Source organism: Streptomyces sp. NPDC091682 (assembly GCF_044756625.1).
Classification (GTDB): domain Bacteria; phylum Actinomycetota; class Actinomycetes; order Streptomycetales; family Streptomycetaceae; genus Streptomyces.
In genome coordinates, this window is the sequence record NZ_JBIVTH010000005.1 from 133,945 (window position 1) to 159,520 (window position 25,576).

The following is a 25,576-nucleotide window of genomic DNA, read 5'->3' on the forward strand; positions in this document are numbered from 1 at the left end:
GCCCCTGACAGGAGCCCCCGATGACCAGCCCGAGCCGTGCCCTGGTGGACGCGATCCTTGCCGCGGACCACCCGATGGATGCGGCGGAGCAGCTGCTCGCCGCGGACGCCGCGACGGTTCAGGCCGTCCTGGACGTCCTCGACACCGAACGCCAGGAGACGTTGCGGCTCCGGGCGGCGTGGGAGGGCGTGCGCCTGGAGGCCGGCCCGTATTTCACGGAGAAGGACGACACCCTCGGCGCCGTCGTCGCCCGCATGCCCGAGCCGGGCCGCGCCCGGGCGCTGGAGCACCTGCGGGTGCTGGAGGAGGCCGGGGTCGTCCGATCCGGCCGGGGGCTGTAGCCGTGCCGTCCCGCAGCGCCCCCGCCCGCTCTGCCGCTGGAGGTGTCCGCGCATGCCCGCGAATGTCCTAGCTGAGGGCAGGAAGGCCCGCGCCGCGGTCCTCCTCGCCCGTGGCCTGCCTGCCGAGCACGTTGCCCGGCAGGTCGACGTCACCGGCCGCACGGTCCGCCGCTGGCTCGAAGATCCCGCGTACGCGGAGCAGGTGCAGGAGCTGCGCCGCACCGCGCTGGGCGAGACCCTGCGGGCGCTGGAGACCGTCAGCCGGTCCGCCGTCGGCGTCCTCGGCCGGGTCCTGACCGACGACAACGCCGGGGCCACCGTCCGCGTGCGGGCCGCGCTCGGGGTCCTCTCCCTCCTGCCGCGCATCGCCGAACACGTCGAGCTGGAGGAGCGGGTGGCACTGCTGGAGGCGGCGACCGCATGCCGCGACGAGGGCGGGACGACGTCGTGAGCCTCGGGCGCCGCGTGCTGCGGCTGGAGCGCGTCACCGCCCCCGCCCGGGCGTCCTTCGACCCGGCGGCGGAGGCGGCCCGGTACGGCGAGCCCCTCGGCCCGGGGAACGCCCTGTACCGGGCGTACGCGTGGCTCGGCCCCGAGCGGCTGGAGCTGACCGCCATCACCCGGGGCGGGCCCGTCACGTACGTCGTGACCGGGGTCGACGGGCGGGCCCTGGTGTGAGCGGCCTGTCCGCCCGGCTGGCGCGGCTGGAGCGCAGGCACGCGGAGGCGGCTGCCCTCGGCGCCGAGGTGCTGGAACTCCTGGACGCGTACGAGCGCGATGACCCGGCCGGGTTCGCCGCGTTCCTGGCCAGCCTGCCCCCCATCACTCCCACCCCTGAGAGGACCTGACGCTATGTCCCGTATCCCCGCCCGGCTGAACCGGCTGGAGGCCGGCGCCCCGGGCTGTACCGACCTCCCACCGTTGCCGGAGATGGCGACGCTCGGCGCGCTGATGGACGCCCCGGACGCGACCGACACCGAGCAACGCGCGCTGATGAACGCCCGGCTGGAGGCCCTGCTCGCCCGGGTGTGGCCGAAGGCGATGGGGGGCGACGTCGCGGCGGCCGGGCTGGCCGTGCGCCTCCTGGACCGTCAGGCCGACCTCCTCGGCCTCACCCGGGCCGCGCAGGAGGAGACCGGCGGCACGGTCACGGCGGAGGACCTGATGCGCATGATCCGGGCGAACCCCGACAGGGCGGAGGCTGGACGGTGATCGACTTTGCGGCGGCCCGCGCCTACGCCGCCAGGACCTCGGACGCCGGGCACGCCCGGCTGCTCGCCTCCCTCGACCCGGATTGGCGGCCGCCCGTACGCCCGCCGCTGAACCTCGCCCCGGTCCGGGCGCAGCGGGCCGCCGCCCGAGCGCAGGCCGACACTGACCGGCGGGCCCCTGTGCAGGCGGAGGCGCCCCGTACGCGGACGCTCAACGTCGGGGCGGTGCGCCGGGCCCGGGAGGCCGCGGCGGCGGCGGAATGGCCCCCGCAAGCCCCGCCCGGCGCGACGTGGGCCGTGGACCCCGGCGGCCGCTGGTGCTGGGCGCTGGTGGAACCCGGGCTCGGCGGCGACACGTGGGGGCGCCTCGCCCTCGGTCTGGCGGCCGCGGGCGGCCTGCGGTCCCTGCACGCCCGGCCCGGACCGTGCGGCGGCGACGTCGGCGAGATGGTGCTCCGCCGGTCCCCCGACGGGGACCTGTGGGCGGTCGTCACCGTCGACACCACGGCGACCGGCCCGACCCCGGTCCGAACCGTCAGGCATGAACTGGCGCACGTCGCGGACGAGATCGCCCGGCTGCGGGCGGCCGGCGGGCCGGAGGCGTGGGCGGACGCCGTCCGGTGCCGGGACGAGACGCAGGCGGAGGCGTTCGCCCAGGGCGCGGAAGAGTGGCTGACACCGGAGATGACGGCCGCGCAGGTGATCGCCCGGGCCTCGGCGCATCAGCGGGCGCGGCGGCCCCGGACGCGGGCCCGTGGCCGGTGAGCGGATCACGGCCGTACGCCTCGGCCAGCTCATCCGGGCCCGGGCCGAGGCCGCCGCCGTGGAGGCGTTCCCGGCCGGCACCTGCGGCCACCCCGACGCCTCGTTCGTCTCCGCGCTCTACCCGGCCGCCGGGGTGTGGTGCCCCGGCTGCGGCGACGAGGCGGCCCGGGACCTGCTGCTCACGTTCTGGTGCCTGATGTGCGAGCACCCGGCCCGCGCCGGGCTGACGAAAGCCCGCGTCGGCGGGGTCGAGGTGCTGCTGCGCACCTGTGGCTGTTGCCTCACCGCTGACCAACCCAAGACCCGTCCCACTGAGAGGAACTCACGATGACCCCCACCACGACCGTGGCCCGTACCCCGCTGGACGTCGCCCAGGGCGTGCCCACCGGGCCGCTCCTCGCCCGCCTGCTGACCCTGGCCGGTGAGGCCCGCGCCGGGGCCCCGCAGACGGTCCAGATCTCGGCCGCGGCCTCCGCGCTCCAGCAGCGATGCGGCCGCCCGGTCCGCACGCACCGCCTCGACCCGACGCACCTCACCCATGAGCTGATCATCGACGTCAGTAGCGCCGGCGGGTTCCTGTCGGTGTCCTCCAACCTCGTTCGCCGGCACCTCGCCGCGACCATGCGCGAGGACATGCGGACCGCGGAACGGGACCCGGAGGGTGGGCACACGGTGCGCACCCACATGCAGGTCCTCGACGGGTACGGCATCGCCGTGTTCCCTGGGCCGGCGCTCCCGGCCGGGGCCGCGTTCACGGTGCTGTATGAGCGGGATCTCCTCCTCGGTCAGCTCCTGGCCGCGGTGACGGCCGGTGAGGACGTCGACGCCCTGGTGGAGGAGATCACCGCCGCCGCTGGCTGACCGGCCCGGAACGCAAAAAGGCCCCGGCCACCCTGCTCACCGAAGCGAGGGGCGGCCGGGGCCTGGTCGTGCGGGTCAGGCGGCGGGCATCGCGGCCGCCACGAACGCGTCGGCGTCCGCCTCGGTCCATGCCGGTTCGGTCAGGTGCAGGGAGAGGGCCAGGGCGCGGGCCGCGTAGTCGACGGGCGGCCCGTTGCGCTGGGCGCCGACGTCCGCGAGGACGGCCGCGGTGACGCGGAGCGCGGCCTCCTGGTCCTCCTGGTGGAGCCACCGCAGTCCGTCGACGAGCGGGCCGGGGAGGGTGGCGTGCCGGAGGCGGACGCCGAGCATGCGGTGATAGGCGGCGATGGCCTCGGGGAAGGCGAGGCGCAGCACGGCGGCGAGGTGGTCGGCGCCGGTACGGGCGAGCGGGTCCATGGGGATCCTCCAATGGTGCGGGTCGGGCAGGACGGGCGGTCAGTTCCGGGGTGCGGGGCGGCGGATCACGGGCCGGTCGACGTGGAGGTGGACCACGGCGGGGTCGAGGTCGGCGAGCAGGGTGGCGAGGGCGGAGGCGACGACGTATGAGCGGTGCCGGCCTCCGACGCACCCCGCCGCGATGTGCAGCGGGCCGGCGGACGGGCCGCTGCAGAACGCCCGGGCGGCCGCGACGGTGGCGGCGATCAGGGCCGGGATCCCCGGGGTGCTGAGCACCGCCGTGATCACCTCCTGGTCCCGGCCGGTCAGCTCCCGCATCGAGGGGTCCACGTGCGGATCCCGGAAGTGCGCCCGGAGGTCGAGCGTCAGGTGCGCGGCCGGGGCGACCTCGCCGGGCTGGTGGCTGTACCCGAAGGAGGTGATCGTGAGCGCGGGGCCGGAGGCCGGGGCGGTGTGGGTCATCTGCTGCTCCTGGTCGTGGTCGAGGCGGTCAGCGCTGGCTGATGTTGATTCGGTCGATGTGGACGCCCGTGCCGCTGCGGGAGCCCCACCGGCCGCCCTGTCCGCCGGTCCCGGTGACGTTGACCGTGACGGGCGCCGGGGCGGGTGCGGCCGCGGCCTGCTCCCCGGAGGCGCGGGACAGGGCGCCGGTGAACCGGAGGACGACCCACCCGACGGCGGCGGTCCCCAGGAGCGCGGCGGCGCCGATCGCGAGTTCGGCGGCGGCGGCGAGGGCGGCGGGTCCGGCCATGGCGAGGGCTCCCCCGGTGCAGAGGGTCAGGGCGCAGATGCTCCCGACGAGGGTGACGGCGGTCCGCTCGAAGGGGGTCAGGCCCCGGCGGGCGGGGGCGGCCTCGGGGGCCGCGGGCACTATGACCGGAGGCGCGGCCGGTACGTACGCGGCGACCCACGACCCGTCATCGAGCTGGACCAGGGCGCGGCGCTCGGCGGCCGGCGCGGGGAGCAGCACCTCGGCGGCGCAGGGGCGGGGCTGGTGAACGAGGGGCGCGGCGGCGGGTGCCTGGACGGTGTAGGCCGGGGCGGGTTCAGCGTGCCGGGCGGGGTGCTGGTGCATGCTGGGCGTGCTCCTTCGGGGGCGGGTCAGGTGGCGGGGGTCGGCGGGCGTGCCGGCCCCCGCCGTCATGTCCGGGCTCGGGGTCAGGACCGGCGGGCGTCGGCGAGGATCGCGCCGTGGTCGAAGGCGAGGACGCCCGGCTCGGCGAGCGGCACCCAGCGCACGGCGGTGGCGTCGTCCCCGGCGCAGGCCTCGGTGCCCTCCGGCACGGTCACCCGGTACGCGGCGCTGACGTACCGGCCGCGCGCGTCCCGGCCGGGCTCGTCGTACACGCCGACGAGGACCAGGGCCGCCGGGTCCACGCGTACCCCGGTCTCCTCCTCCAGCTCCCTCGCCGCGGCGGCGCGGGACGTCTCGCCCGGGTCCACGTGCCCGCCGGGGAGGGCAAGGAGGCCCTTGTGCGGGTCCCATCCACGTTCGATCAGGAGGACGTCACCGCCTCGGATGCACACGACGTCGGCGGCGTAGCGGATCGTCTCGAAGGTCTCGATGTCGGTCATGGCAGGGTCCTCTCGGGTTCCGGTGAGCAGGGGCGGACCGCCGCGGGGTGCAGCAGCCCGGGGGCGGTCAGGTCCAGGGGGCGGCGTCGTAGCACTCGCGGACGTAGGCGCGCAGCTCCTCGTACGGCGCTGCGGCGGCGGGGGTCGTCAGCCCGGCCGGGACGAGCCAGGAGTGCGCGCGGTCGAGGTCGGCGAGGAGCCGGAACGACTCCTCGGCCTGCGCCCGCGATGCCGCCTCGCCGAACATCGCGCCGGCCTCCACCCGGTCCGACTGGACGGCGCGGCGCAGCAGGTAGGCGCGCAGCTCCTCGGGGTCGTTCTGCTCACCGGCGAGGGTCTGCGCCAGGAACTGGGAGGAGAGCGTCAGCAGTTCGTGGGCCTCCACGAGGATGTCGGGGGCGTGCCGGTAGAGGCGGGCGGGGTCGAGGTTCGACGTCGTCATGGCGGTGCTCCTGGTCGTGGTCGTCATGCAAGGGGAAAGGCCGGCCCCGGGCGGGGCCGACCTCGAGGACGGGTGCTGTACGGGTCGGGCCGGTCAGTCCTCGGGGGTCCAGCCCAGGGGCGCCCACTTGCCGTGGCCCGGCTTGATCACCTTTCCGGCGTCGAACAGAGCCGACAGGGCGTTGTCGACGGAACCGGCTTTCGGGCCGCCGGGGGTGTCGGCGCCGAGCGCGGCCCTGATGTCCCGGTTACGCATGACTCCGGCGGCGAGGACGGTCAGGATCTGGGCCTCCAGGTTGGCGGGCTTGGCCTTGACCGCGGGGCGAGGGATCCGCACCGCGACGGCCCCGGCCTCGCCGTCGTGCTCCTGGTGGCCGTCGGCGCCGCCGCTGCCGTCCCCTCCGGCGAGGAGGTCCATGGCGAGGGGAAGGGCCTCCGCGTACCCGGCGCGGAACGCGGCGTCCTCTGCGGGGGTCAGCACCGGCATGACCGCGGACTCCATGAGCCGGATGAGGTTCGGGTACGTCCGGTTCTCCTTGACGGCGAGCCAGACGCGCATCAGGGCGGGGATGCCGCCGCAGATGTGCCAGGCGACGCCTGCGGTCACCGGGCCGGTCGGGGCCTCCTCCCCGTTCCACGCGGCCTCGACCTCGGCGTCACCGCCGCCGCCGAAGTGCCGGGGAATGGGGGTGATCTCGACCTCCCCTGACGTCATGTCGGAGGCGAGGCGCTTGGTCATGGTGCTGTTGACCCGGCCGAGCCAGACGCTGCCCTGCTTGGCGTTGGCGCGGATCTTCTCGGCGTCGCCGAGGTCTTCGAGGTGCACGGACTGACCGGCGTACCTGATGCCCATGCCGAGCTTGCGGAACGTGAGCTGCGCCCGGGTGATCATCGCGACGACCCACGCCTTGAAGTCGTCGGGTGCCTCCGCGTCGTTGGCGATCACGCGGTTGATCTCGTCAAGGCTGATGTTCACCAGGGCCCACGGGTCGCCGAGGGCGAAGGACCCCCAGCCGTTGGCTGTGCTGATCTGCTCCCGGTAGTCGGCGAGGGCGCAGGCCCCGGCGAGGGTTGCCCCGAACTCGGCCAGGCCGGCCCCGAAGGCGTACACCCTGCCCTTCGCCTCCGGCAGGCTCATGCCGCCCTGCGCGTCCGCGACGATGCTGACGATGCCGGACAGCCGTTCAGCGGTGATGACGTGCAGCAGGGCGACGGACTTCCCGGAGCCGGGGGCGCCCACGAACAGGTCGGTCAGGCCGCCGAGGTCGGTGTCGTACAGCGGCATGCGGGCGGGGCGGCCGTCGTGGCGGAGGCCGAGGGCGATCGTGCCGTCCTCGCGCATCGTAAGGTCCTCGGCGGTCGCCTCGCGGACGTGGATCAGCGGGTGGTCCCGGTAGATCGTGATGACCGCGCCGGACAGCCCGGCGGCCCCGATCATCAGGAGGTCGGGGTCCTCGATGCCGAGTGCCCGGGCCAGCTTGCGGCGGGGCAGGACGAGTTCCACGTCCTCGGCGGCCTCGACGCGGAACGTCGCCCGGCCTTCCTCGGCCTCGATCCGGTAGGCGGCGAGGTTCATTCCGGGGGCGGCTCCGCCCGGCCCGGACACCTTCTGTCCCCACCAGAGCCGTACGGGGTCCTGGTCCAGGGCGGCCTGTTCCTCGGCCCGGGCGGGGTCGACGAGGAGCGCCAGGCGCCCGGGCCCGCTGCCCGGGATGGAGGTCAGGGTCACGGCCGCCTCCGGGACGTCGAAGACCGCGGCGACCGCGCGGGTGTCGAGGCGGGAGGAGACCGCCTCACCGGGCGCGGCGAGGATCACGGCGGCGAAGGCCGGGCGGTTCGGGTCGGGCTGGTGGAGGGCGGTCAGGTCGGTCCCGTTCGTCACAGCGGCGGCCGTCCAGAGGACGCGTACCCCGGACAGGTAGTCCCCGGCGTCCTGCTGCACGGGGGCCTCGACGACGGCGGGCAGGTTCTCGATCGCCCGGCTGATCCCGGCGGCCCGGGTCATCGGGGCGGCGAGACCGGCGGCGGCTGCCACGGCGACGGGCGCGACGGTCTCCCACCAGGAGTAGCCCGGGGCGATCAGCGCGGCCGCGTACGTGCCGGACAACCCGAGGAGGGGAAGGGCGCGGGTGCAGGCGAGGAGGAGGCCGGCCCCGCCCGTGCGGGTGCGCCGCCACAGCACGCCGATCGCTCCGGCCCCGGCGGCGAGGACGGCGACGTGCAGCCCGGCGACGTCGGTCTGCGGGCCCACGGCGGTGAGGACCCCGCCCGCGCCGTACAGCACGCGCTCGGCAGTGGCGAGGCGCCGTGCGGTCGCGGGGGCGAGGCCGGCGTGCGTGGCGGTCGACGCGGCCGGTTCGGCGGGGGCTGCGGGCGGGAGCGCGGCAGTGGTCACGGGGGCCTCCATGGCGGACGGTGCGGGCGTTCGGGGGGCGGGAAGGGGTGAGGGGCCCGGCGCGGCGGCCGGGCCCCTCACAGGGCCGTACAGGGTGATGCGATGTCAGCGGGTGCGGTAGAACCCCGGGATGGCCTGCTGCGGGCCGTTGCGGGAGGTCTCGTAGATCCCGCCGTACTCGGCGCGGTGCTCGCTGTTGAGGTTGTCGGCGGCGGTGCTCATCTCGGACGCGGTCCGGGCGACGTCGGCGGCCGCCTTGGCGACGTTGCGCAGCGCGGTCGCCGCGTTGCGGATCATCGTGGTGTACCGGGGTTCCACCTCGGCCTTCGCGCACAACTCGGCGAGGAGGTCAGCGTGATTGGCGTCCTGGTCCATCTGACGGCGCAGCCGCCACAGGCCCTCGGCGAGGTGCGCGGCGGACGCGGCGAGCGCGGCGACGCGTCCGGCGAGGGCGAGGAACCCGGGGACGCCGGCCCCTCGGGTGGCGGGCAGGGAGGCGGTACGGGGCACGAGTTCGGTCACGGTCAGTCCTCGTTGTGGGCGCGGGCGGAGGGCGTGGAAAGGCCGGCGTCTGCCGTGGCCTGCTGGAGCGGCTTGTACGCGTCATGCATCTCGTCGTGGGCGGACTCGACGAGCTCGGCCGCGGTCAGTGACTCGGTCTGCATGGCGTCCGCCCGGCGGGCGAGGGTGTCCATGAACTCGGACAGCCGCGCCATCCCGGCCGACGTCCGGCGGCCGATCACGTTGTTGTACTCGGCGAGGTCGTCGGCCAGGTCCGCGAGGGCGTCCCGCAGTTTGCGGGCGTTCCCGGCGAGGACGCTGCACTCGTCGTAGGTGGCGAAGCACCGGCGCCGGGACTTCCCGAGGCCGTTCAGGACGTCGTCGAGGGTGACCTCCGTCATGTGCCGGGCGGAGGGCTGCGGCGGCCGGGCGTAGCTGGGGAGCGCGGATCCGGTCGAGGATCGGGCGGGCGCGGAGGACTTCACGGGCGGCTCCTTCACGGTGGTGCTGGCGGTGCCGGCCGCGGGGAGCGAACCGGCGGGCATACGGGGCGGGCGGGCCGGTCGGGCGAGCCACTCGTACGTGACCGTCACCCGCTCCTGCTCGTCCATGACGTGCTGCGCGGAGTCGGCGGCGGAGCGGCGGGTACGGCCGGCCCCCGGCGGGGCGGTGGTGCCGTGGCCGTGGGTGCGCCACGGGCCGCCCGTCCTCGGGGGCGGCTGCTGCTGCCCGCCGGGGGTGGAGCGGCGCCTCCAGGTCCCGCGCCGGCTCCCGGGGCCGGTCTGGCCCGGCCCCTGCCCGGGCGGGTGGGGATGGCCCTGCGGGCCGCCGGGCGGTGCCTGCGGGCCTCCGGACGGCGGGGGTTGCTGCGGTCCGCCCTGCGGGCCCTGGGGGCCGCTCTGGGGCGTCTGCTGCTGACCGCCCGGCGGAGTTCCCGTCGGGGGCGTCGGCGGGTGCGGCGGCCTCGGCGGGTAGTTCGGCGGGGGCGGGTAGTTCGGCCTCGGCGGCGCTGTCGGCTGCTGCGGCTGCGGCACGGTCTGGCTCCGGCGCTTCCTCCACCGCCACCGCCGACGCGGCTTCGACGGGGGCGTGGTCGGCCCGGCCGCCGGCGGGTTGCCGGGTCCGGTGCCGGTCGGCTGCTGCGGGCCCTGGCCCTGCGTCTGCGGGGTCTGCTGCTGCCCGGGCTGCTGCGGTCCCTGCCCCGGCTGCTGACGCCTCCTCCTCATCCGGCGCCGCCGGTTCTTCGGCGCCGCCGGGTTCGAGCCGGTCGACTGCTGCTGCGGGCCGGTGCCGGGCGCCTGCGGCTGCGGCTGGCCGGGCTGCCCCGGCTGCTGCTGTCGCGGCTTGCGCTGGCGGCCCGGGCGCTGCGGGGTCTGCCGACCGCCCTGACCGGTGGCCCCGCCGCCGTTGCCGGTCGGCCCGGACCTGCCGGAGGGCTGCGCGCCGCCGCCCTTCCCCTTCCCCTTGCCCTTGCCTCCGCCCGAGCCGCCGCCGGCCGACCCGTTACCGGTGCCTCCTCCCGACCCGCCGCCGCCGTTCTTGCGGTCGCGGATCTTCTGGAGGGTGCCGCTGCCGGACCCGCCCCCGGCGCCGGGGGTCTTGCCCCGGCTCGGCGACTGGACGCCCGCCGACGGCTTCCCGCCGGACGAGCCCGAGCCGGACCCTGCGCCCGACCCGGAGGACCCGGCGCCGCCCTTCCCGCTGCCGGTGGGGCCGGCCTTCCCCGGCCCGCCGGAGCCGGTACCGCCGGACGGCTTCCCGCCGCTCCCTCCGGTGCCGGTACTGCCGTTGCCGGTGCGCTGCGGGCCGGGCTTCCCGCCGCCGCTGCTCCCCGGCCCGGTGCCGGTACCGCCGCGGCCGCCGCCGGACGACGTCCCGCCGCCCGTGCCTCCGCTCCTGCGGGACCCGCCTCCGCCACCGGAGCCACCGCCCGACGAGGAGTGGCCGCCGCTGGAGCCACCGCCCGCGGCGGCCTTCCCGAACTCCGCCGTGGTCGGCACCTTCGTGAGGCGAGCCCGGGCGTCCTCCTCGGCGGCCTTCCGCTTCACCTTCGCCTCGCGCCACACCGCCTCCTCGGCGGCGCGCTCCATCCGGCGCTGTTTCCAGTCGGCGACCACGGTGACCGTGCCGCGCAGCGCGGCCAGGGCGATGGCGAGGACCGCCGAGAGCGACAGCGCCCCGAGCCCGTCGCCCTGGTCGTCGTTGCCCTCCGCCCGGAACGTGGCCGGGACGGCGGCGGTCGCGGAGCGGGGCGGGAGCGGAGGCAGCGCCGGGGCGGGCGGAGCGGCAGCGGCGAGGGACTCGGCGGCGGACCGCCGGGGGCGGGCGGGCGACACCTGCGCCGGCGCCGCGGCCGGGGGCGGGGACGCCGGCGCCCCCGCCGGAGTCGACGGGGGCGCGGGGGTCGAGGGCGGGTTCGCCGCGGTGGGCGGCGAGGGCGTCGAGGCCGGCGGCGGAGGAGTTGCCCGGCCCCGGCGGCGGGGCGGGAGCGGAGGCAGTGCGGGGGTCGGCGGCGAGGGCGGCGACTGCTGCCCCGGCCGGAGTTGGATCACGTTCGTGTCGTCATCGGCCATGGTCGAGGGCCCTTTCCAGGGTTGACAGACAGTCACCGAGCCGGGCATCCTCGCGCGCCCGCGGGCGCACACGTCGTGCGCCCGCATTTGCGCATGCGCGAGGGGCCCGGCCGGGCCGCTGGTGATGATGATGAATTCGGCTACGCAACGTCAGCGGCGTCGCGCTGGTCGTCGGCCTCCTGGCGGCGCTGCTCGACGGCGGCACACCAGCCCTGGAGAGCGGCGGTCAGCTCCTCCCAGATCGCCGGGTACCCGTCGCGGTCGACGTCCCGCGCGAGGGCGCGAGCGTGGTCCCACCACGTCGCCGTGACCCCGCTGGGGCCGCGGTCGACGTTCGCCTGCTGGCGCTGCGCCCAGTGCCGCGCCCTGTTCTCGGCCCGGCGCTCCTCGGGCGTCAGGTCCTCGCTCATGTCGGTGTCCTTCCGGATGCTCGGGGTAAGGGCCGGACCGGCCGCGCACGGGGGCGTCCAGTGCGAGGTCGGCCCGGCCGGGACGGGTCAGGCGCCGCGGCGGTCCCACAGCTCGGTGATCCCGCGTACCTGCGCGCCCTGCTGCTCGGCGGCCGGTGCCTCCGGGGCCGGGGCGGCCGCCGTCACCGACTTGTTCAGGGCCTTGGCGGTGAACGCGCCGACCGACGCGCGCCGGTCCGCGCTGCGGGCGGCCTTGGCCTGGCGCTGGCCGGGCAGGGCGTTGACGTGCCGGACGTGGTCGGCGAACTCCTGCCGGAGCTCCCGGGCCCCCTCGGCGGCGAGGTCGGACCCCTTGACCATCTTCTTGAGTCCCCGGGTGGCGCGGCGGGTGCGGCGTCCGGCGGCCCACCGGCCGTCACCGGACACGTGCTGCGACCGCAACTCGCCCTCCATGGCGGCGAGGAACGCCCGGTACTCGAAGGCGTCGCCGCCGTGCACGGCCTCCCGGTCGGCGGTCCAGGAGGTGACCGCCGGGACGGTCAGGAGGCGGGCGTACGCCTCGACGCGGTTGACGGTGTCGGTGTTGTTGTTGGGGGCGGGCGTACGGTCCACGGCGGGCTCCTCGTGCTCGGGGGGAGTGGTGGGGCGGGCTGGTGGTCACGCAACGGACCCGGCGGAGAGGCCGGGGCCGGCAGGGCGAGCGCCAGACGCGAGGCGGGGGCGGCCGGTTGTGCCGGTCGCCCCCGCCCGGGGTGTGGTTGGCGGTACGGTCAGCAGCAGGCCCGCCCCCGCTTCGTTCGGGGGCGGGCCGTTGTGCGTGCCGGTGCGGGGAGGGTTACGCGGTTCCCGACCGCTTCACGCCGTGCTCGGCGAGGGCGACGTCGAGGAGTTCACTGGCGGTCTCGCTCCGGCACGACAGGTGCTTGCGGACCGCCCTGACCGACGGTTCCCGGAGGAGGTTCCCGCCCTTCGCGACGACGGCGGTGACCATGCTCCGGACGGCCTCCAGACGCTCGTCTGCGACCGCTTCCCGGGGGAGTTCGGGAAGCGGGCCCCGCCCTTGCGGGAAGCGGGTTGTAGGCGGTTCCGGGGCCGGTTCCATCGGGGTCTGGGAACCGGTTGCGGGGAGGGCGGGAACGGGGCGTTCCGCCCACCCGTAGCGGCCGGTGGGGACCAGCAGCGTGGAGGGCAGGAAGGCGGGCCCGGCGGTCACCTCGGGAGCCGGTGCGGGAGCCACGTCGAGGACCGGCTCCGGCTCGACGTCGAGTGCCTCCTCCACGTCGTCGACCACCTCGGCGTCGACGACCTCGACGCCCGCAGCGTCGACACCGCGGAACCGGTCGAGGCGGCGCCGCCCGTCCCACGCCTCGGCCTCGCGCCGCTTGTGTGCCGTGCGCCGCTCGCGCCTGATGTCCCGGATGGACAGCTCATGCGTGGGCGCCCCGTGCCGGCGCTCCCACGCGGTCTCCCACCCCTCCTCCCAGGAGCAGCCGGTGACGTCCCGGTGCAGCCGGGCCTGCGCGGCGATCAGCGGGAAACGGCGGGTGAGGCGACGCCGCCGGGCGAGGGTGCTCGCGTCGTCGCCCCGTGCCTGCCGCTGACGGCGCAGGATGATCGCCCACATGACCAGCCCGGCCAGGGACGCCACGGCGAAGATCAGCGCGCGGTACAGGCCAGCCGCGCCGGGGGCCTCGGCGTAGTGGCCATAAGCGTTCACCCCGGCGGCGAACAGGGCCGACGCCCAGGTGGCGCGGAGGAGGAATCGGTGCGGCTGCCCGGCGGCCAGGGCGGCCGCGGTGAGCGTGGCCAGGGTCAGCGTCATGCCCTCGGTGAGGACCGGGACGCCGAGCGACCAGAACCCCATGCCCTGGTGCTGGGCGGCGTCGATCTGGCCGGTGGCTCCCATCGCGAGGGAGACGGCGACCACGGGGATACCGGTCGCGGGCATGTGCGCCGTGACCGCCGTGTGGAACGCGGCGCGCCGGTCGGCCCACGCCTTCCGGCGTCCCTCCCGGCGCGCTGTGCGGGCCGCTGCGGCTGCCTCCTTCCGCGCGGCCCGGCGGGCCTCCTCGGTCTCGATGTCGAGACGCTTCTGCGCGGCCGCCGCCCGGCGGTCCTCCCGGTCCTGCTCCCGGGTCTCGCGCTTGTCCTCGCGGTCCTGCTGCCGGTCCTCGCGACGGTCGAGGCGCCGTTCCTGGCGGCGGCCGGACGGGCCCGGGACGTCCCCGGGGCTGTAGTAGGTGCGGGTGGTCATGTCGGGATCCGTGAGCGTCACAGGGTCCTCCTGGTCATGCAGGCCGGCCCCGCCGGGGAGGAGCGGAGCCGGAGGGGCGGGGTCAGTGGCTGGCGGTCATCGCCGGGCAGTTCCGGCAGATGGCGCCGTGGTTGAAGTCCTGGGCGGGGCGCCGGGCCCCGCACGCGGCGCACTCCCGGGTGCCGGCCGGGGCGGCCGCCTCCTCGTCGCTGCGGTCGGCGCAGGAGCAGGTGCCGCCCATGCAGTCCGCGGCCGTGTCCTCCCGGACCGGGGCGGAGGCGTCCGCGTCGTCCTGGTCAACGTCGAGGCCGAGGACCAGGGCGACGACGTCGAAGGGGCGCGGGAGACCGCCGGTCTCGCCGGCCGCCGCCCGCTCCTGGCGGGCCCGGGTGATCAGGTCCCGCAGGACCCCGTACGCGATGGCGCCGCGGACCGCGTTGCCGTTGGCGGGGTCGGCGGCGTGGTCCCGGAGGCGGATCACGTCCTGCCGGACCTCGTCCAGCGCGCCGGCCTCCTCGCAGGCGGTGTCCCGGTCGTCGGTCAGCTGCCGCACGACCTTCTCGACGTCCAGGAGCTGCCCGGCGGTGTCTCGCTGGGGGTCGCGCAGCTCCTGGGCGAGGAACAGGTTCGTCCTCCGGTGGTCCTCGACAAACGCCTCCGCCTCGTCCGTGGCCCGGCGGGCGGTGTCCAGGGCGGCACGGGTCCGGCCGAGCTCGTCGCGGTCGGAGATCAGGGCGGCGTGCGTGCTGGCGGTGATGATGCGGATCACGGGGTGTCTCCCTCGGGTCGGGTGGTGAACAGGCCGAGCTGTGCGGAGGCGAGGGCGGCCGCGGCGGCCTCCTCGCGGATCCGGCGGCCGGCCCGGTCGGCGGCGTCGGCGTGCGGGCCGCAGACGGCGAGCAGGTCGGCCGGGGCGAGGCGGACGGCGTCAGCAAGACGCACGGCCGGGTCCGCCGGGACCAGGGCCGTCGCGAGCTCCCAGCACGCCGGGGCGGCGCGGCAGAGACGGCCCTGACGGCGGACGACCGCCCCGAACACGGCGTTCGCCGAGGCCGGGGCGGTCGAGTCGGGGTGCGGCAGGTAGCGGGTCGTCACTCCGGCCGGTCCGGGGCGGAGGCGTCCCACCGGTCGAAGCCCTCGACGCGGGTGTGGACCCATGGCAGGAGGCCGCGGCCGATGACGCCCTCCGCCCAGTGCAGGGCGGCCGAGATGTCCGCGTCGGCGTCGGCCTCGTCGAACGTGGTGTGACAGCCGTAGGCGTCGCCCTCCAACTCCCAACCCCACGTGTCGACGTCGATGTGGCAGGCGGTCAGGGTCCAGCGGGACACGGGCGGTTCCTCCGGGGTGGTGGGGGTCGGGCCGTTCAGGGCGGGGCGCAGGAACAGGCGCCCGCCCGGGCCGCCCGGGGTAGCGGTCACAGGGCCGGGCACGGTCCGCTGTTGCGGGATGGACACCGGCCGCCCGTCCGGGCCCCTCAGTGGCCCGGTGAGGGCCCGGGGCAACGGGACCGCCCCGGAGGCCGGGAAGCCGCCCGCGGGGCGGTCCTGGGCGTCCCGGCGGCGGCCGAGCCGCTCAGAGGCCCACGTGCCGGTCAGGCCGGCCGCGGTCATCAGCGCGGCCGCCCCGTCGAGGTGCCTGCCGGTGACCATGCAGCCGACGGCGACGACGGCCGCGAGGGCCGGGGACACCGGGGAGGTCAGGGCGACCGTGACGCCGTCCTCGACTCGGGCCCCGGCGGTGCGGAGCGCGGTACGGGCGCTCACTGCTGGCCACCCGTGCTCGCGGGCGGCGGGGTGGCGATCGTCTCGGCGAGCCGCTGCGAGGCCGCGGCCAGCTCCTCCATCTGCTTGACCAACGCGGCCTGGATCTCTTCCGGGCTGCTGTTCGCGTCCATGCGTCGGTTTCCCGTTCTCGAGGTCGCCCCGCCGCGCGGGCGGGGCGGGTGAATGGGGGCGAAGGAACGCCCCGGCCGCCGCCGGGTCAGGGCGGGGCCGGGGCGGGATGGCCAGGGGGGCGGAGGCCGCTACCGGCCCGCCCTCACGCGGCGCAGGGCCTCGTCCATGCAGGGGTCGGCGGGCCGGGAGGCCGGCACGGCGGCCGTCTTCCGTGTGGCGTCGAACGCGCGGACCCGGCGCAGCATCTCGTCCATGCAGGGGTCGGCGGGGTAGGTGCGGGGCGCCGGGCGGGCGCTGGTACGGTCGCTCACGTGCTGGTCCTCTCGTGCGGGTGATGTCGTCGAGGGGGCTGTGCGCGTGCGTAGGAAGGCCCGTCCGGGCTTAAGGCGTTGGTAGCGCCTCCGGACGGGCCTTCCTCTTGCACGGTGGAGCTCTGGAGGGTCAGGGGGCCGGGCAGTGCAGCGGGCACCGGCAGGGCGGCCACGCCGACTTGATCTCGGGGACCACGTCCCGGTCGGGGTCGACCGTGACCGGCGGCCCGTACGAGGCGCCGCCGTCTCGGGAGACCCGGATCACGAGCACCGGGCGCTGCTCGCCGTCGTTCCCGCCAAGGGCGGGCCGGGCGGCCGTCACGCCGCGACCAGGGCGGCGGGGTGCTCGGCGGCGAGCGCGGTCATGTGGGCGTCAGCGGCCGGGCCGAGGTCGGCCATGTCGGCCGGCGCCTTCGAGACCTTCAACGACGGGGCGACGGACTTCATGGGCACCGGGCCCGTGTAGCCGTGGGCCTTGAGGAGCGCCCTCACCCCGTCGAGGTCGACGGTCTCGCGGCTGGTGGCCACCCGCTCCACCAGCCACAGGCCGTACCGGCCAGCGGGGAGGCGGGAGAGAACCTTCTTGGCGGCGTTCTTCCCCCGGGCGCCGGCACGGGCCAGGTCGGCGGCGGCGGCGTACTGTGCGGCCGCCGCGGCGATGTCCTCGGCGGCCGGCATCTCGTCCTCGGCGAAGACGTCCGCCGGGTCGGCCACGGTGGGCGCCTCGTCGGTGGTGGTGGTGCCGGTGATGGTGGAGACGGTGGCCTCCACGACGCCGGTGACGGCGGCGGTGGCGAGGCGGGCGAGCTGGAGAGCGGTACGGAACATGCGGGCCTCCGTGGTTGCGCTGTGCCTGGTGCGTGCGAAGGCCCCCGGGGCGTTGGTAGCGCCGTCGGGGGCCTGGTGGCCGAGGGGCCGCCGACCGGCACCCGCCGCGTGAAGCCGGGGGGTGCTGGAAGGCGACGGCTCGGCGCCGTCGAATCAAAGGTCAAGCGCGATGTTCGCCCCATCACCGTCAGGCGGTGCGGGGGCCGGCTTGTCGCAGGTGCCGTTCTCGTGCACGCCTTCCTCCCTACGTCCCTCACGTCCACGCACCTTGCGGTGAGCGGTGCCACGACCGGTAAGGCCGGGTGTCGGGTTGGGCTGCACGCATATGGAGTTCTCAAGGAACGACCGCTTCCTTTCGACGTGATCCACGCGGGGCGTGGGCGCCGTCCGGGCTCTCCCGAGACCGGCCCTTGCGGGCCTGTTCCTTCGGTACGGGAACGACATTAGCGGAGGTTTGTAAGGTTTGCAAGGATTGCTAGTTCTGTAAGGTTTGACGTACCGTCGACCTACCAAAACCGACAGCCCTTACGCCCCGTACGCTTCGCGCATGAAGGAGATCGAGCAGATGCCGCAGGTCAGCGCACAGGCCGCGCGGGAGAAGTTCCGCGAGCTGCTGAACAACGCCGAGGTCAAGGGCGAGGAGACCGCCATCACCCGCTACGGGAAGCCGGTCGCTGTGCTCGTCCCGGCTGACATGTGGGAGCGGATGCTCGCCGCCCTCGCCGAGATGGGGACCGGCCAGTAGCCAGCAGCGACTAAGTTCGAACATCGCTCCACCCCCTTCGGTTTGGTGGGTTGTCGCCACGACCAAACCGCGGGCTCAGGGCATGACGGGAGCGTGAATCCCGATCACTCACAGATCACAGCGACGCACAGGGAGAACGATGACCACCGAGCCGGGCGAGGCCTTCGTGGCGGAGCTGAAACGCTGGCGCGACGTCCGCGGCTTCTCTCAGTCCGCCCTCGCCCTCCGGGTCGGCTACACACCGTCGTACGTGTCCAAGGTCGAGGGTGGGCAGCTCATGCCCTCGGCGTCGTTCGGCCGCTTAGCCGACGACGTCCTTCGCGCCGGCGGCGCCATCGTCCGGGCGTACCGTGACCTCGAGGCCGCAGGCCGCCCCGACGTCCCGCACCAGCCGGCCCCTGACGAGCCTCACGCCGCGAGCCTGCTGGTTGATCACGAGGACACGACCCTCTACTACGACGGCAACGTCTACCGGGCCACGCAGCGGCGCAAGCTCAGGAACGACAGCCCCGACCCGGTCACCCGATACCTGATCCGCATCAGCGTCGATCGCTACCCGGGTGACCCCGAGCGCTCCAACCAGCACTATCGGCGGAACCCGCTCACGTGGCACGAGATCAGCCTGCGGGCGAACCTCGACGGCGAGCCCCTGACCTGGCGGGTGCAGCACGACCGGGACGCGTTCAAGGAACTGTGGCTGCTGTTCGAGAACGAGGACGCGCAATACCCGCTCTACCCGGGCGAGTCGGCATGGCTGGAGTACACCTACTCTGTCGACGACACGAAGTGGGGCACCTGGTTCCAGCGCGCGGTGCGCCTACCCACCCGCCGGATGAGCGTCCGCCTGGACTTCCCGGCCGAGATGAACCCCACCGTGTGGGGCCTTGAGACGTCCATGACCGCCGCCGCCCTGCCGTTCCGTACAGCGATTCGGCGCAGCGAGGAAGAAGGCCGGCGCATCTACTCCTGGTCCACGGAAGATCCGCCCCTGCATACCCGCTTCCGCCTGGAGTGGAAGTTCCGCGCCCGACACGACGAGGAGAACCCGCACGCCATGCAGACCGCCAGCGACAGGATGCGCTCGATCGGCATCGTTCAGGAGGGCGACCCGATCCTGATCAAGGCCGCGCGCCCGTTCGCCCTGCCCGACGAGGCCGAAGACGCGCGCCGTGTCGTCGCCGAGCTGCTGTCCGCCGCCGAGCGCGCCTCCGCCGTCCACGTCTTCGGCAAGGGAATGGGAGTAGCCGCTCCACAGATCGGCATCGACCGCGCCGCGGCCATCGTCCGCTCACCCGAGGGCGAGCTGATCACCCTGTTCAACCCCAGCATCGTGGAGGAGTCGCCCGAGACGGACGAGCAGTACGAGGGCTGCTTGTCGTTCTTCGACGTCCGAGGCAAGGTGCCCCGGCCGCTCGCGATCAGCGTCGAGCACCAGGACGTCGACGGCACGCAGCGCATCACCATCTTCGAGCGAGGCATGGCCCGGCTCGTCGCCCACGAGGTCGACCACCTCCACGGCCTCCTGTACCGCTCGCGTATGCGGGACGGCGTCCAGCCCATCCCCGTGTCGGAGTACCGCGGTACCGGCAGCAGCTGGCAGTACCGGGCTGGCGACGAGAGGTAGAGCCCGGCAACGACAGGGCCCCTCGCTCCGCAGTGGAACGAGGGGCCCTGTCGTTGGCGCCTACCAGCCCCTTGCACGCCATTCGACGAGGTGGGGGCGCTCGGCGCCGAGGGTGATGGCGTTGCCGTGGCCCGGGACGGGGGCGCTGCCATGCTGCGGCTTCACGGACGGGTTTCAGGAGCTGTCGGCGAGGGCGGTCCGGGCCGCGGCCAGGGCGGTGGCGGCGTCTGGCCAGCAGAACAGGCGGTCCACGGACATGGCGCCGATTGCGTCCTGCAACCCCTCGGTGGTGAAGGCGAGTCCGCCGCCGTATCCGGTGGTGCTGGCGGCCCATCCGGTGCCATGGACGAGGGCCTGGCGCCGGAGGACGAGGTTCGTTCCTCCGCCCTCCGGTACGGGGATGCGGTATTCGGTGGCCCCGGCCGCCAGTTCCCTGGCCCGCGCCAACTCGGCCTTGAGCCGCTCAATCTCGGCGAGGAGGTCGTCACGGGTGGGGTCGGTCATCGCTGCTCCTGGGCGGTGAGGGCGGTCAGGGCCGCCGTCTTGTACGCGGTGACGTGTCCGCACGGCCACGGGTCCCACCGGTGGGACGGCGGTGCCGGGTTCACCTCCGGCCCGTACCCGCCGGCCTGCACCCGCTCCTCCGCCGCGGCCCGGTGCTCGGGGCACACGTAGATCACGCCGTGCAGCGTCCCGAGGCAGCCGGGCCCGGGCGTTGTCGCCTCCACATGCAGCGAGGCGCCCGCCGTGCACTCCCACCCGGCGTGGCCGTCGCTGGAGGCAGTGCCGGGGTTCGCCCGGAGTTCCTCGGCGTACCGCGCGGCCTCGGGCCGTACGACCGGCGCGGGGGCGGAGGCCGGCCGCGGCTCTTCGGCGGCCAGGGCGGGGCGGACAGTGGCGCGGAGGCACCCGCGCACGAGGCCGTCCGCGCCGGCCTTCCACCCGGCGTACAGGTGCAGGGCGCCGTCCGCGTCGGTGCGGGCGTCCACCTCGGCGTCGAGGTGCGCCGCCCATCGACGCACGGCCTCCTGCTGCTCGGCGCCGCTGTAACTCAGGTTGTCCGCCTCGCCGGTCAGGGCCCCGCTGGTGGCCAGCGTCCAGACCAGCGGCGGGAGGTCGGCGCGGCGGCCGGCGGCGAGCAGCTCGCCCAGGAGTTGGTGCGCGCGGGCCTGCCAGCGGTGCAGGTCGGCGGTAGGGGTCGGGATGGCCACGTGATGCTCCTTCGTTGAACGGCCGCGTGCGGGCCGCGCAGGGGTGGGTGAGTCTTCGGGGTCCAGGGCGGGGTGATCGTCGCCGTGCGGGCCGTGTGCGGCCGCCTACGAGTGGTTACGGGGCGAGGGCGCCCGGCACCTCCGGCCGGGGGGTGCCGGGCGGGGTGGACTAGGGGCGGGTTAGAAGTAGCCGAGGTCCACGATTTCGCCGGCGGCTACGGCCCGGCGTTCCTTCTCTGCGGCGATCCGGCACCGGCCGCACAGGCCGAGGGCGGTCCCGGGCTGTGCCCGGCCGTCGCACGGCGCGTCCCTGCGGCCGGGGCACTTGCCGTCCGCTGTGGGCCACCTATTGACCCCGGCGGCGGTGCGTGCCTCGGTGCAGGAGTCGCACATCTCGCCCTCGTCGGGGACGCGGCGTCCGCAACCGGTGGCGCAGCCCGGCAGCTCGGCGCAGTCCTCGCACAGGTCCCACCCGGGGACAGGCGGACGGGAGCACACGGCGCACTCGTAGTGCACCCGGAGGTTCACGGCCTCCTCGACGGTGCGGCCGGCCACGGCGGTGCTGTAGTGATCCACCGGGCTGTCCTCCGCGCGGCTCTGTGCCGGGACGGGGCCCCACGTGGCCGTGGGCGACGGCGGCAGGTTCTTCGCGGCCTCCTTGAGGCGTCCGGAGACGATCGCGCCGACGGTGTGGGTCAGCGGTTCCGGAAGCGGCCGCCCGACGATGACCTGTCGGAGGGTGGCCTCCTTCCAGCCGCTGGCGAGCATGCCGGTCACCATCCGGCCCTGATCGGTAAAGGTCTTGCCGGTCAACAAGAACTCCGGGTGCCATGCGCCGATCTCGCGGAGCAGCCTCTCCCCATGGGTGTCCGACACCGGCGGGCTGTCAGCGGCCGGACCTCCGCCCGGGACGGCCTCCGCTGCTGCTGCGCTGTTGTCCGGCGCGGCGTCAGCCGCTGCCGGTTCCGCCTCGACGGCCCGCGGCCGCACCGGCTCCCCCTCGATGACTCCGCCGCTTCCGTCCGTCCGTCCATCCGTTTCTTCCGCGCGCTCGCTACTACCTACAGATACGGACGGACGGGGGGCTTGTTCTCTGTTGAAGAGGGGTCTGGAGTTACGGCTGTAGAAAGGGCGGCACCCATTCCGCTACCGATGGCGGCACCCATTCCGCTACGGGTGGCGGAATCAGTTCCGCTACCCCCCTCGGACGCCTCACTCTCAGGGGTGGCGGAATCAGTTCCGCTACCCTCCTTCTTCTTCGGCTTCCGGCGCTCCCGCTCCTTCCGGCGCTGCGCTTCCCGCTTCGCCTCCTGAGCGCTGATCGTCGCCTCCCGCGCGTCGCGCCACGCCGCCAGGTCGAAGGCCGGCGCGTGCTCGGCCACCCACCGGTCGATGTCGAAGCCGGGGAGCGTCGCCCCGTACCGGGCCACAAGCTGCGGCGGGGTGTCGGCCGGCGGCACAATCCCGTGGATCAGCCACGCGTCATGGATGACGTACAGGTTCGCGTCGTTCTCATCGGGCCTTCCGTCCACCTTCCGGCGGGTAACGGTGATCAGTCCCAGCCCGCGCTCAAGGCACTTCGTGGCGTTGTCCACGGTGTCCTTCGTGCAGTCGAGCGAGTCGGCGAGGGCGGCCCGGTACGGGTAGCCCTGCTCCGTGTCGCGGGAGCTGACATCCGCGTAGGTCATCAGCAGCGGATAGAGGGCCTTCCCCTTCCCCGCGTTCAGGACGGGGTCGGAATCCCGGACCACGCAGGTGGCGACCATGCCCCAGCGGAGGCCGCCCGCGCCGGGGCGGCTGACGGTCGGGCGGTGGGTGTTCGAGGGCCGACGGCTCATCGGGCACCCCCGGCGGCGGGGATGCCGGCGTGGCGCGCGGCGGGACGGGGAGCGGACAGGTGGGGCACCATGGCCTCCGTGTGGAGAACGCCCGGCGTGCTGGCGGCACGAGGCCGGGCGGCGTGCGACCCGGCGGCCCAGAACCAGCCCGGAGTGTTGGCGCGGGCCGCAGGGCCCGCTAGGGTGTGGCGCATCGAAGGCGCTCCTGTGGGGTGCTGAGAGAGGCCCGGCGACTGTGAGAGGGAGCCGGGTCTTTCGCATGTCTGGAGGCGGTTAGGCGGCATCGGTGCTCGCCTCAGGGACCGCCCGGCGCGCGGCCTCGACCACGGCGGGACGGAAGACGGTGCGCAGCTCGGCGATCTCCGCTCCGGTGAGCGGCGGCCGAGACGCGACGAACTCGGCGATGAATGCCTCGACGCCCTGTCCTGCGGCCGGTGAGCACCAGCCGTCCGGGTCGGTGTTCACGCGGCGGCCGCCCCGCTGATGAGGGCCTCGACGTCCGCGCGCCGGTACCAGATGCGGCCGGTCAGGAGCTTGACGTACGGCAGGCCGATCCCGAGGTTGCGGTTGTTCGCGAGCGTCTGGAGGGCGTAGTGGGTCACCACCGACACCTGGCGGGGCGTCATCCACTCGCCGGACCGGAGCGCCTGAGGCGTGGGAAGCTGCGACATTTCCGAGACTCCTGTCGACGTAATCAAGACAGCTCACTCGGTAGAACCGGTAAGTGTCGTAACGTCGGCGACATTAGCGGCGATCTTGATGTGTCGCAACAACGCAAGCGTGTGTCTCGGAAATCTCGACAGCTACTGTCGCGGTTATGGCGACAGGACCCATGGACCTCGGCCCGACCTCCCGGGCCGTCGCGGACAATCTCCGCAGGCTGCGCGAGGCGCGAGGGCTGAGCCTCCGCGCACTCTCAGCCGACCTCAAGCGGCGCGGGCACAGCCTCAGCGCCGACGCCCTCAACAAGATCGAGAACGGGCGGACCCCCGAGGCCGGCGCCGAGCCACCGAAGAACGTCCGCCGTATCGACGTCGACGACCTGACCGCCCTCGCCGCGGCGCTGGGCGTGAACCCGAACGCCCTGCTGCTCCCCCACCAGGGATCCGGGAGCATCAGCCTGACGGGCGCCGGCACGGTCGACGCGACGTTCGTATGGGGGTGGGCCGAGGGCCGGCGCCCGCTCACCGTCCCCGAGGGCGACGACGGGACCGCGAACGCCGACTTCCAGCGCTACGCCCGGCCCCTTGGGATCCGGAGCTACAGCCGGTCAGCGGCCAGCAGGGCGGCGCACATCGAGGACTCCGGCGGCCGCGGGTACTACCAGCGCGGCCCGGACGGGAAGCTGGTCGAGGTCGGCACCGGTGAGCCGGTCGAATTCGACCAGCACGGCAACCACGACGACTGACCGGCCCGACCACCCTCCCCGCGCCCGCCGGAACGGCAATGCGGCCCCCGGGACACCCCGGAGGCCGCACCCGTGCCCCGCCCGGGTCAGACGCCCGCGCGCTCCCAACGGAGTGCAATGGTGGTCTCGTCGAACCCCGGGCCGCGCCGCGCCGCCGGGTGGACCTTCACCCGCAGCCCCAAGCCGTCCAGGACCCGCCTCTGCTGCGGCACCGCGAGTGCCTCCCATGCCTCCCCGGCCTTCGGGCCCACGAGGCCGTCGAACGCGCCGAGGTCGAAGGCCGGCCGCAACCGCCGCGCCTCGGTCTGTGCCTCCGTGATCCGCTTCGCCAGCTTCGCCGTGATCCGCCGCAACTGCTCGCGGGTGATGATCCCGTCCGCGTAATCGTCCGCCGCCGCCTCCTGACGTGCCTTCAACCCCTCCGCCCGCTCCAGGGCCGCCAGGGCCGCCGAGTCGTCCCCGCGGAACACCTCCGCCGCCTCCGGCCGGGTCAGCACCCCCACGACGACGCGCCCCACGTAGCGGTCGAGAGCCTCCTCATTCCGGCCGACGCAGCCACCCGCGTCACAGACGTACGTCGGCTGCTTCCGGCCCCGCGACGCGTTCCCCTTCATCGCGACCCGGAGCACCGACCCGCACGGCCCGCACGTCGCGACCTCACCCCACGTCAGCAGGTGTTTCCTCGCCCCCGGCAGTTCCCGCACGACGGCCCGCTCCGCGAACAGGTTTCGCAGCTGCGCGTGCTGCTCGTCCGTGACGAGCGCCGGCCAAGCCGCCTTGTACTCCACGCCCTGGTGGACGCGCAGCCCCACGTTCGCCGGGCGCAGCGCCAATTTCTTGACGGAGGTCTTGTTCCACAGCGACCCGTCAGCGTTCTGCCCGACCGCCCGCCGCTTGAGTCGCATCCCCGCACCGGGCGCCGGCACCCCGCGCGCGTTCAGGTCGGCCGTGATGCCGATCAGGCTCGCCCCGGACAACAGGCGGGTGACGATGTCGCGGACGACGGCGGCCTGTTCGGGGTCCTCGACGTCATGGAACCCGTCGACCTGGCCGCGGGCGTCGTACTCGTACTGACGCCTCCACCCGTATGCAACCGGCCCGTTCGCCCGGCCCTCCTGCGCGCGCTCCAGGGCGGCGCGGGCGACGCGTTCCGACTTCACTTCTGACTCGGCGGTGTCCGACTCCCCGAGGTTGGCGAGCTGCGACCGGTCCGACGCCTTCGCCATGTTGAACAGGCCGCCGGACTCGAAGGCGACCCAGCACTTCGCGTGACGCAGGTCCTCGATCGCCTGGGCGCGCTCGACGCGGCGCCGCCAGACGCGAGACGGGTGGTATCCGACCACGATGACGCGAACCCCCGGCTCCCGGGCGGCCTCGATAGCGTCGGCCATCAGCCGGTCATACTCGGGGCGTTCCTCACCCGAGTGGGCGGAGACATCGTTCTCGACGTACTCGCCGCCGACCTCCCAGGCGTTCTCCTCGGAGAACGTCCTGAGGTCGCTCATCTGCCGGTTGACGCCCCGTCGGCGGTCGCGCGGATCCTCGGAGATCCGCGCGTACAGGAAGGCAACGGTACGGCGCGGGAGCGTCTGAGTGTTCACGGTAGAGAACCCTATGGGTTCCCGGGCGGCGTGGGCAACACCCACGACGACCCGAAGGCCTTCGCGAGCCTGATCGACGACGTGCAGCACAAGCTCTTCGAGCAGCTGCCGGACGAGACCTGGGTCTACCCGGGCCACGGCAACGACACCGCCCTCGGCGCCGAGCGCCCGCACCTGGCCGAATGGCGCGAGCGGGGCTGGTAGGCACCGCAACGCGCCAACTTCCCGGCGCGACGCACTCCTTCCGGTCGCTTGCGGCCGAACCCACGCCCTGAGCGGCGGGGAACGGGTATCTGGTGCGGCATGCCACACGACCCGTCCCCGCCCCTGGCCTCCGCCGCCCCCGAGGCCTCCCCCACCCCTTCCCCCGC

The 25,576-nt window shown here is 74.8% G+C and carries 36 protein-coding genes and 2 pseudogenes; 12 read left to right on the forward strand and 26 right to left on the reverse strand.

The window, feature by feature from the left end; genetic code table 11:
• Nucleotides 1-20 precede the first annotated feature (20 nt).
• From ACIQK6_RS13625 to ACIQK6_RS13660, 8 genes are read left to right on the forward strand one after another with little or no spacing between them, the layout of a single operon-like run.
• Nucleotides 21-341 carry a hypothetical protein gene (locus ACIQK6_RS13625; protein ID WP_402694823.1) on the forward strand — a complete coding sequence of 107 codons (321 nt, stop codon included), beginning with the start codon at nt 21-23 and terminating at the stop codon, nt 339-341.
• A gap of 52 nt (nt 342-393) precedes the next feature.
• A complete protein-coding gene (locus ACIQK6_RS13630) occupies nt 394-792 on the forward strand; it encodes a helix-turn-helix domain-containing protein (protein ID WP_402694824.1) in 399 nt (132 codons plus the stop codon).
• Entirely contained in the window at nt 789-1,019 is a 231-nt protein-coding gene (locus ACIQK6_RS13635) for a hypothetical protein (RefSeq protein WP_402694825.1), read from the forward strand. Before ACIQK6_RS13630 ends, ACIQK6_RS13635 begins: the two co-directional genes overlap by 4 nt.
• A complete protein-coding gene (locus ACIQK6_RS13640; protein WP_402694826.1) occupies nt 1,016-1,189 on the forward strand; it encodes a hypothetical protein in 174 nt (57 codons plus the stop codon). Before ACIQK6_RS13635 ends, ACIQK6_RS13640 begins: the two co-directional genes overlap by 4 nt.
• A 4-nt stretch (nt 1,190-1,193) precedes the next feature.
• On the forward strand, nt 1,194-1,553 hold the full coding sequence (locus ACIQK6_RS13645) for a hypothetical protein (protein WP_402694827.1): 360 nt from the start codon (nt 1,194-1,196) through the stop codon (nt 1,551-1,553).
• On the forward strand, nt 1,550-2,317 hold the full coding sequence (locus ACIQK6_RS13650; RefSeq protein WP_402694828.1) for a hypothetical protein: 768 nt from the start codon (nt 1,550-1,552) through the stop codon (nt 2,315-2,317). Before ACIQK6_RS13645 ends, ACIQK6_RS13650 begins: the two co-directional genes overlap by 4 nt.
• Nucleotides 2,307-2,648, forward strand: a complete 342-nt coding sequence (locus ACIQK6_RS13655) for a hypothetical protein (RefSeq protein ID WP_402694829.1) — start codon at nt 2,307-2,309, stop codon at nt 2,646-2,648. Before ACIQK6_RS13650 ends, ACIQK6_RS13655 begins: the two co-directional genes overlap by 11 nt.
• The gene (locus ACIQK6_RS13660; protein ID WP_402694830.1) at nt 2,645-3,178 is read left to right on the forward strand and encodes a hypothetical protein; all 534 of its coding nucleotides are present in this window, start codon (nt 2,645-2,647) and stop codon (nt 3,176-3,178) included. Before ACIQK6_RS13655 ends, ACIQK6_RS13660 begins: the two co-directional genes overlap by 4 nt.
• Before the next feature lie 75 nt (nt 3,179-3,253).
• On the opposite strand, the gene ACIQK6_RS13665 is transcribed toward ACIQK6_RS13660, so the two are convergent.
• The 18 genes from ACIQK6_RS13665 to ACIQK6_RS13750 form a co-directional block, all read right to left on the reverse strand.
• Nucleotides 3,254-3,595 carry a hypothetical protein gene (locus tag ACIQK6_RS13665; RefSeq protein WP_402694831.1) on the reverse strand — a complete coding sequence of 114 codons (342 nt, stop codon included), beginning with the start codon at nt 3,593-3,595 and terminating at the stop codon, nt 3,254-3,256.
• A gap of 39 nt (nt 3,596-3,634) precedes the next feature.
• Nucleotides 3,635-4,057: an ATPase gene (locus ACIQK6_RS13670; RefSeq protein ID WP_402694832.1), complete on the reverse strand. Its 423-nt coding sequence runs from the start codon at nt 4,055-4,057 to the stop codon at nt 3,635-3,637.
• 28 nt (nt 4,058-4,085) lie between these two features.
• Nucleotides 4,086-4,670, reverse strand: coding sequence for a hypothetical protein (locus ACIQK6_RS13675; RefSeq protein WP_402694833.1), 585 nt, complete (start codon nt 4,668-4,670; stop codon nt 4,086-4,088).
• A gap of 83 nt (nt 4,671-4,753) precedes the next feature.
• Nucleotides 4,754-5,170 (reverse strand): NUDIX domain-containing protein, encoded by a 417-nt coding sequence (locus ACIQK6_RS13680; protein WP_402694834.1) that lies wholly within the window; start codon nt 5,168-5,170, stop codon nt 4,754-4,756.
• Between the two features lie 67 nt (nt 5,171-5,237).
• A complete protein-coding gene (locus ACIQK6_RS13685; protein ID WP_402694835.1) occupies nt 5,238-5,612 on the reverse strand; it encodes a hypothetical protein in 375 nt (124 codons plus the stop codon).
• 93 nt (nt 5,613-5,705) lie between these two features.
• Entirely contained in the window at nt 5,706-8,006 is a 2,301-nt protein-coding gene (locus tag ACIQK6_RS13690) for a hypothetical protein (protein ID WP_402694836.1), read from the reverse strand.
• Between the two features lie 105 nt (nt 8,007-8,111).
• Nucleotides 8,112-8,528, reverse strand: coding sequence for a conjugal transfer protein TraB (locus tag ACIQK6_RS13695; protein ID WP_402694837.1), 417 nt, complete (start codon nt 8,526-8,528; stop codon nt 8,112-8,114).
• 2 nt (nt 8,529-8,530) lie between these two features.
• On the reverse strand, nt 8,531-11,080 hold the full coding sequence (locus ACIQK6_RS13700) for a hypothetical protein (RefSeq protein WP_402694838.1): 2,550 nt from the start codon (nt 11,078-11,080) through the stop codon (nt 8,531-8,533).
• A gap of 140 nt (nt 11,081-11,220) precedes the next feature.
• Nucleotides 11,221-11,490: a hypothetical protein gene (locus ACIQK6_RS13705; protein ID WP_402694839.1), complete on the reverse strand. Its 270-nt coding sequence runs from the start codon at nt 11,488-11,490 to the stop codon at nt 11,221-11,223.
• A gap of 87 nt (nt 11,491-11,577) precedes the next feature.
• Entirely contained in the window at nt 11,578-12,102 is a 525-nt protein-coding gene (locus ACIQK6_RS13710) for a hypothetical protein (protein WP_402694840.1), read from the reverse strand.
• A gap of 223 nt (nt 12,103-12,325) precedes the next feature.
• A complete protein-coding gene (locus tag ACIQK6_RS13715; RefSeq protein ID WP_402694841.1) occupies nt 12,326-13,765 on the reverse strand; it encodes a hypothetical protein in 1,440 nt (479 codons plus the stop codon).
• Between the two features lie 61 nt (nt 13,766-13,826).
• Nucleotides 13,827-14,513 carry a hypothetical protein gene (locus ACIQK6_RS13720; RefSeq protein ID WP_402694842.1) on the reverse strand — a complete coding sequence of 229 codons (687 nt, stop codon included), beginning with the start codon at nt 14,511-14,513 and terminating at the stop codon, nt 13,827-13,829.
• A complete protein-coding gene (locus tag ACIQK6_RS13725) occupies nt 14,510-14,839 on the reverse strand; it encodes a hypothetical protein (RefSeq protein ID WP_402694843.1) in 330 nt (109 codons plus the stop codon). Before ACIQK6_RS13725 ends, ACIQK6_RS13720 begins: the two co-directional genes overlap by 4 nt.
• Nucleotides 14,836-15,507 carry a hypothetical protein gene (locus ACIQK6_RS13730; protein ID WP_402694844.1) on the reverse strand — a complete coding sequence of 224 codons (672 nt, stop codon included), beginning with the start codon at nt 15,505-15,507 and terminating at the stop codon, nt 14,836-14,838. The genes ACIQK6_RS13725 and ACIQK6_RS13730 overlap by 4 nt, the downstream gene beginning before the upstream one ends.
• Nucleotides 15,504-15,638 carry a hypothetical protein gene (locus ACIQK6_RS13735; protein ID WP_402694845.1) on the reverse strand — a complete coding sequence of 45 codons (135 nt, stop codon included), beginning with the start codon at nt 15,636-15,638 and terminating at the stop codon, nt 15,504-15,506. Before ACIQK6_RS13735 ends, ACIQK6_RS13730 begins: the two co-directional genes overlap by 4 nt.
• Before the next feature lie 129 nt (nt 15,639-15,767).
• Entirely contained in the window at nt 15,768-15,950 is a 183-nt protein-coding gene (locus ACIQK6_RS13740) for a hypothetical protein (protein ID WP_402694846.1), read from the reverse strand.
• Nucleotides 15,951-16,080: 130 nt separating this feature from the next.
• Nucleotides 16,081-16,272: a hypothetical protein gene (locus tag ACIQK6_RS13745; RefSeq protein WP_402694847.1), complete on the reverse strand. Its 192-nt coding sequence runs from the start codon at nt 16,270-16,272 to the stop codon at nt 16,081-16,083.
• Nucleotides 16,269-16,778 (reverse strand): hypothetical protein, encoded by a 510-nt coding sequence (locus tag ACIQK6_RS13750; RefSeq protein WP_402694848.1) that lies wholly within the window; start codon nt 16,776-16,778, stop codon nt 16,269-16,271. The genes ACIQK6_RS13745 and ACIQK6_RS13750 overlap by 4 nt, the downstream gene beginning before the upstream one ends.
• Before the next feature lie 547 nt (nt 16,779-17,325).
• On the opposite strand from ACIQK6_RS13750, the gene ACIQK6_RS13755 reads away from it, so the two are divergent.
• Both ACIQK6_RS13755 and ACIQK6_RS13760 read left to right on the forward strand, forming a co-directional pair.
• Complete coding sequence (locus ACIQK6_RS13755; protein ID WP_402694849.1) at nt 17,326-17,523, forward strand: type II toxin-antitoxin system Phd/YefM family antitoxin; 198 nt, start codon at nt 17,326-17,328, stop codon at nt 17,521-17,523.
• Nucleotides 17,524-17,662: 139 nt separating this feature from the next.
• Nucleotides 17,663-19,147, forward strand: a complete 1,485-nt coding sequence (locus tag ACIQK6_RS13760) for a peptide deformylase (RefSeq protein WP_402694850.1) — start codon at nt 17,663-17,665, stop codon at nt 19,145-19,147.
• Between the two features lie 60 nt (nt 19,148-19,207).
• On the opposite strand, the pseudogene ACIQK6_RS13765 reads toward ACIQK6_RS13760, so the two are convergent.
• The 7 genes and pseudogenes from ACIQK6_RS13765 to ACIQK6_RS13795 form a co-directional block, all read right to left on the reverse strand.
• A pseudogene (locus ACIQK6_RS13765) lies at nt 19,208-19,282 on the reverse strand (MBL fold metallo-hydrolase); the annotation flags it as partial.
• A 39-nt stretch (nt 19,283-19,321) separates the two neighbouring features.
• Nucleotides 19,322-19,651, reverse strand: coding sequence for a hypothetical protein (locus tag ACIQK6_RS13770; protein WP_402694851.1), 330 nt, complete (start codon nt 19,649-19,651; stop codon nt 19,322-19,324).
• Complete coding sequence (locus ACIQK6_RS13775; RefSeq protein ID WP_402694852.1) at nt 19,648-20,358, reverse strand: hypothetical protein; 711 nt, start codon at nt 20,356-20,358, stop codon at nt 19,648-19,650. The genes ACIQK6_RS13770 and ACIQK6_RS13775 overlap by 4 nt, the downstream gene beginning before the upstream one ends.
• A gap of 180 nt (nt 20,359-20,538) precedes the next feature.
• On the reverse strand, nt 20,539-21,234 hold the full coding sequence (locus ACIQK6_RS13780) for a hypothetical protein (RefSeq protein ID WP_402694853.1): 696 nt from the start codon (nt 21,232-21,234) through the stop codon (nt 20,539-20,541).
• Nucleotides 21,235-21,419: 185 nt separating this feature from the next.
• Entirely contained in the window at nt 21,420-22,196 is a 777-nt protein-coding gene (locus ACIQK6_RS13785; RefSeq protein WP_402694854.1) for a hypothetical protein, read from the reverse strand.
• A 273-nt stretch (nt 22,197-22,469) separates the two neighbouring features.
• A complete protein-coding gene (locus ACIQK6_RS13790) occupies nt 22,470-22,661 on the reverse strand; it encodes a hypothetical protein (RefSeq protein ID WP_402694855.1) in 192 nt (63 codons plus the stop codon).
• Entirely contained in the window at nt 22,658-22,867 is a 210-nt protein-coding gene (locus tag ACIQK6_RS13795) for a hypothetical protein (RefSeq protein WP_402694856.1), read from the reverse strand. The genes ACIQK6_RS13790 and ACIQK6_RS13795 overlap by 4 nt, the downstream gene beginning before the upstream one ends.
• Before the next feature lie 146 nt (nt 22,868-23,013).
• Here ACIQK6_RS13795 and ACIQK6_RS13800 point away from each other — a divergent pair, with 146 nt between their 5' ends.
• Nucleotides 23,014-23,604, forward strand: a complete 591-nt coding sequence (locus ACIQK6_RS13800; RefSeq protein WP_402694857.1) for a helix-turn-helix domain-containing protein — start codon at nt 23,014-23,016, stop codon at nt 23,602-23,604.
• Nucleotides 23,605-23,690: 86 nt separating this feature from the next.
• Here the strand turns inward: ACIQK6_RS13800 and ACIQK6_RS13805 are convergent, their stop codons facing one another.
• Nucleotides 23,691-25,205 carry a recombinase family protein gene (locus ACIQK6_RS13805; RefSeq protein WP_402694858.1) on the reverse strand — a complete coding sequence of 505 codons (1,515 nt, stop codon included), beginning with the start codon at nt 25,203-25,205 and terminating at the stop codon, nt 23,691-23,693.
• Nucleotides 25,206-25,220: 15 nt separating this feature from the next.
• On the opposite strand from ACIQK6_RS13805, the pseudogene ACIQK6_RS13810 reads away from it, so the two are divergent.
• Nucleotides 25,221-25,409: pseudogene (locus ACIQK6_RS13810) on the forward strand (MBL fold metallo-hydrolase); the annotation flags it as partial.
• Between the last annotated feature and the right edge of the window lie 167 nt (nt 25,410-25,576).

Bases quoted from the DNA above. Each gene is read 5' to 3' on its own strand.
- ACIQK6_RS13625 (WP_402694823.1), top strand. From the start codon at position 21: ATGACCAGCCCGAGCCGTGCCCTGGTGGACGCGATCCTTGCCGCGGAC.
- ACIQK6_RS13630 (WP_402694824.1), top strand. From the start codon at position 394: ATGCCCGCGAATGTCCTAGCTGAGGGCAGGAAGGCCCGCGCCGCGGTC.
- ACIQK6_RS13645 (WP_402694827.1), top strand. From the start codon at position 1,194: ATGTCCCGTATCCCCGCCCGGCTGAACCGGCTGGAGGCCGGCGCCCCG.
- ACIQK6_RS13660 (WP_402694830.1), top strand. From the start codon at position 2,645: ATGACCCCCACCACGACCGTGGCCCGTACCCCGCTGGACGTCGCCCAG.
- ACIQK6_RS13665 (WP_402694831.1), bottom strand. From the start codon at position 3,595: ATGGACCCGCTCGCCCGTACCGGCGCCGACCACCTCGCCGCCGTGCTG.
- ACIQK6_RS13670 (WP_402694832.1), bottom strand. From the start codon at position 4,057: ATGACCCACACCGCCCCGGCCTCCGGCCCCGCGCTCACGATCACCTCC.
- ACIQK6_RS13675 (WP_402694833.1), bottom strand. From the start codon at position 4,670: ATGCACCAGCACCCCGCCCGGCACGCTGAACCCGCCCCGGCCTACACC.
- ACIQK6_RS13680 (WP_402694834.1), bottom strand. From the start codon at position 5,170: ATGACCGACATCGAGACCTTCGAGACGATCCGCTACGCCGCCGACGTC.
- ACIQK6_RS13685 (WP_402694835.1), bottom strand. From the start codon at position 5,612: ATGACGACGTCGAACCTCGACCCCGCCCGCCTCTACCGGCACGCCCCC.
- ACIQK6_RS13700 (WP_402694838.1), bottom strand. From the start codon at position 11,080: ATGGCCGATGACGACACGAACGTGATCCAACTCCGGCCGGGGCAGCAG.
- ACIQK6_RS13705 (WP_402694839.1), bottom strand. From the start codon at position 11,490: ATGAGCGAGGACCTGACGCCCGAGGAGCGCCGGGCCGAGAACAGGGCG.
- ACIQK6_RS13735 (WP_402694845.1), bottom strand. From the start codon at position 15,638: ATGGACGCGAACAGCAGCCCGGAAGAGATCCAGGCCGCGTTGGTCAAG.
- ACIQK6_RS13750 (WP_402694848.1), bottom strand. From the start codon at position 16,778: ATGTTCCGTACCGCTCTCCAGCTCGCCCGCCTCGCCACCGCCGCCGTC.
- ACIQK6_RS13755 (WP_402694849.1), top strand. From the start codon at position 17,326: ATGAAGGAGATCGAGCAGATGCCGCAGGTCAGCGCACAGGCCGCGCGG.
- ACIQK6_RS13760 (WP_402694850.1), top strand. From the start codon at position 17,663: ATGACCACCGAGCCGGGCGAGGCCTTCGTGGCGGAGCTGAAACGCTGG.
- ACIQK6_RS13770 (WP_402694851.1), bottom strand. From the start codon at position 19,651: ATGACCGACCCCACCCGTGACGACCTCCTCGCCGAGATTGAGCGGCTC.
- ACIQK6_RS13785 (WP_402694854.1), bottom strand. From the start codon at position 22,196: ATGAGCCGTCGGCCCTCGAACACCCACCGCCCGACCGTCAGCCGCCCC.
- ACIQK6_RS13795 (WP_402694856.1), bottom strand. From the start codon at position 22,867: ATGTCGCAGCTTCCCACGCCTCAGGCGCTCCGGTCCGGCGAGTGGATG.
- ACIQK6_RS13800 (WP_402694857.1), top strand. From the start codon at position 23,014: ATGGCGACAGGACCCATGGACCTCGGCCCGACCTCCCGGGCCGTCGCG.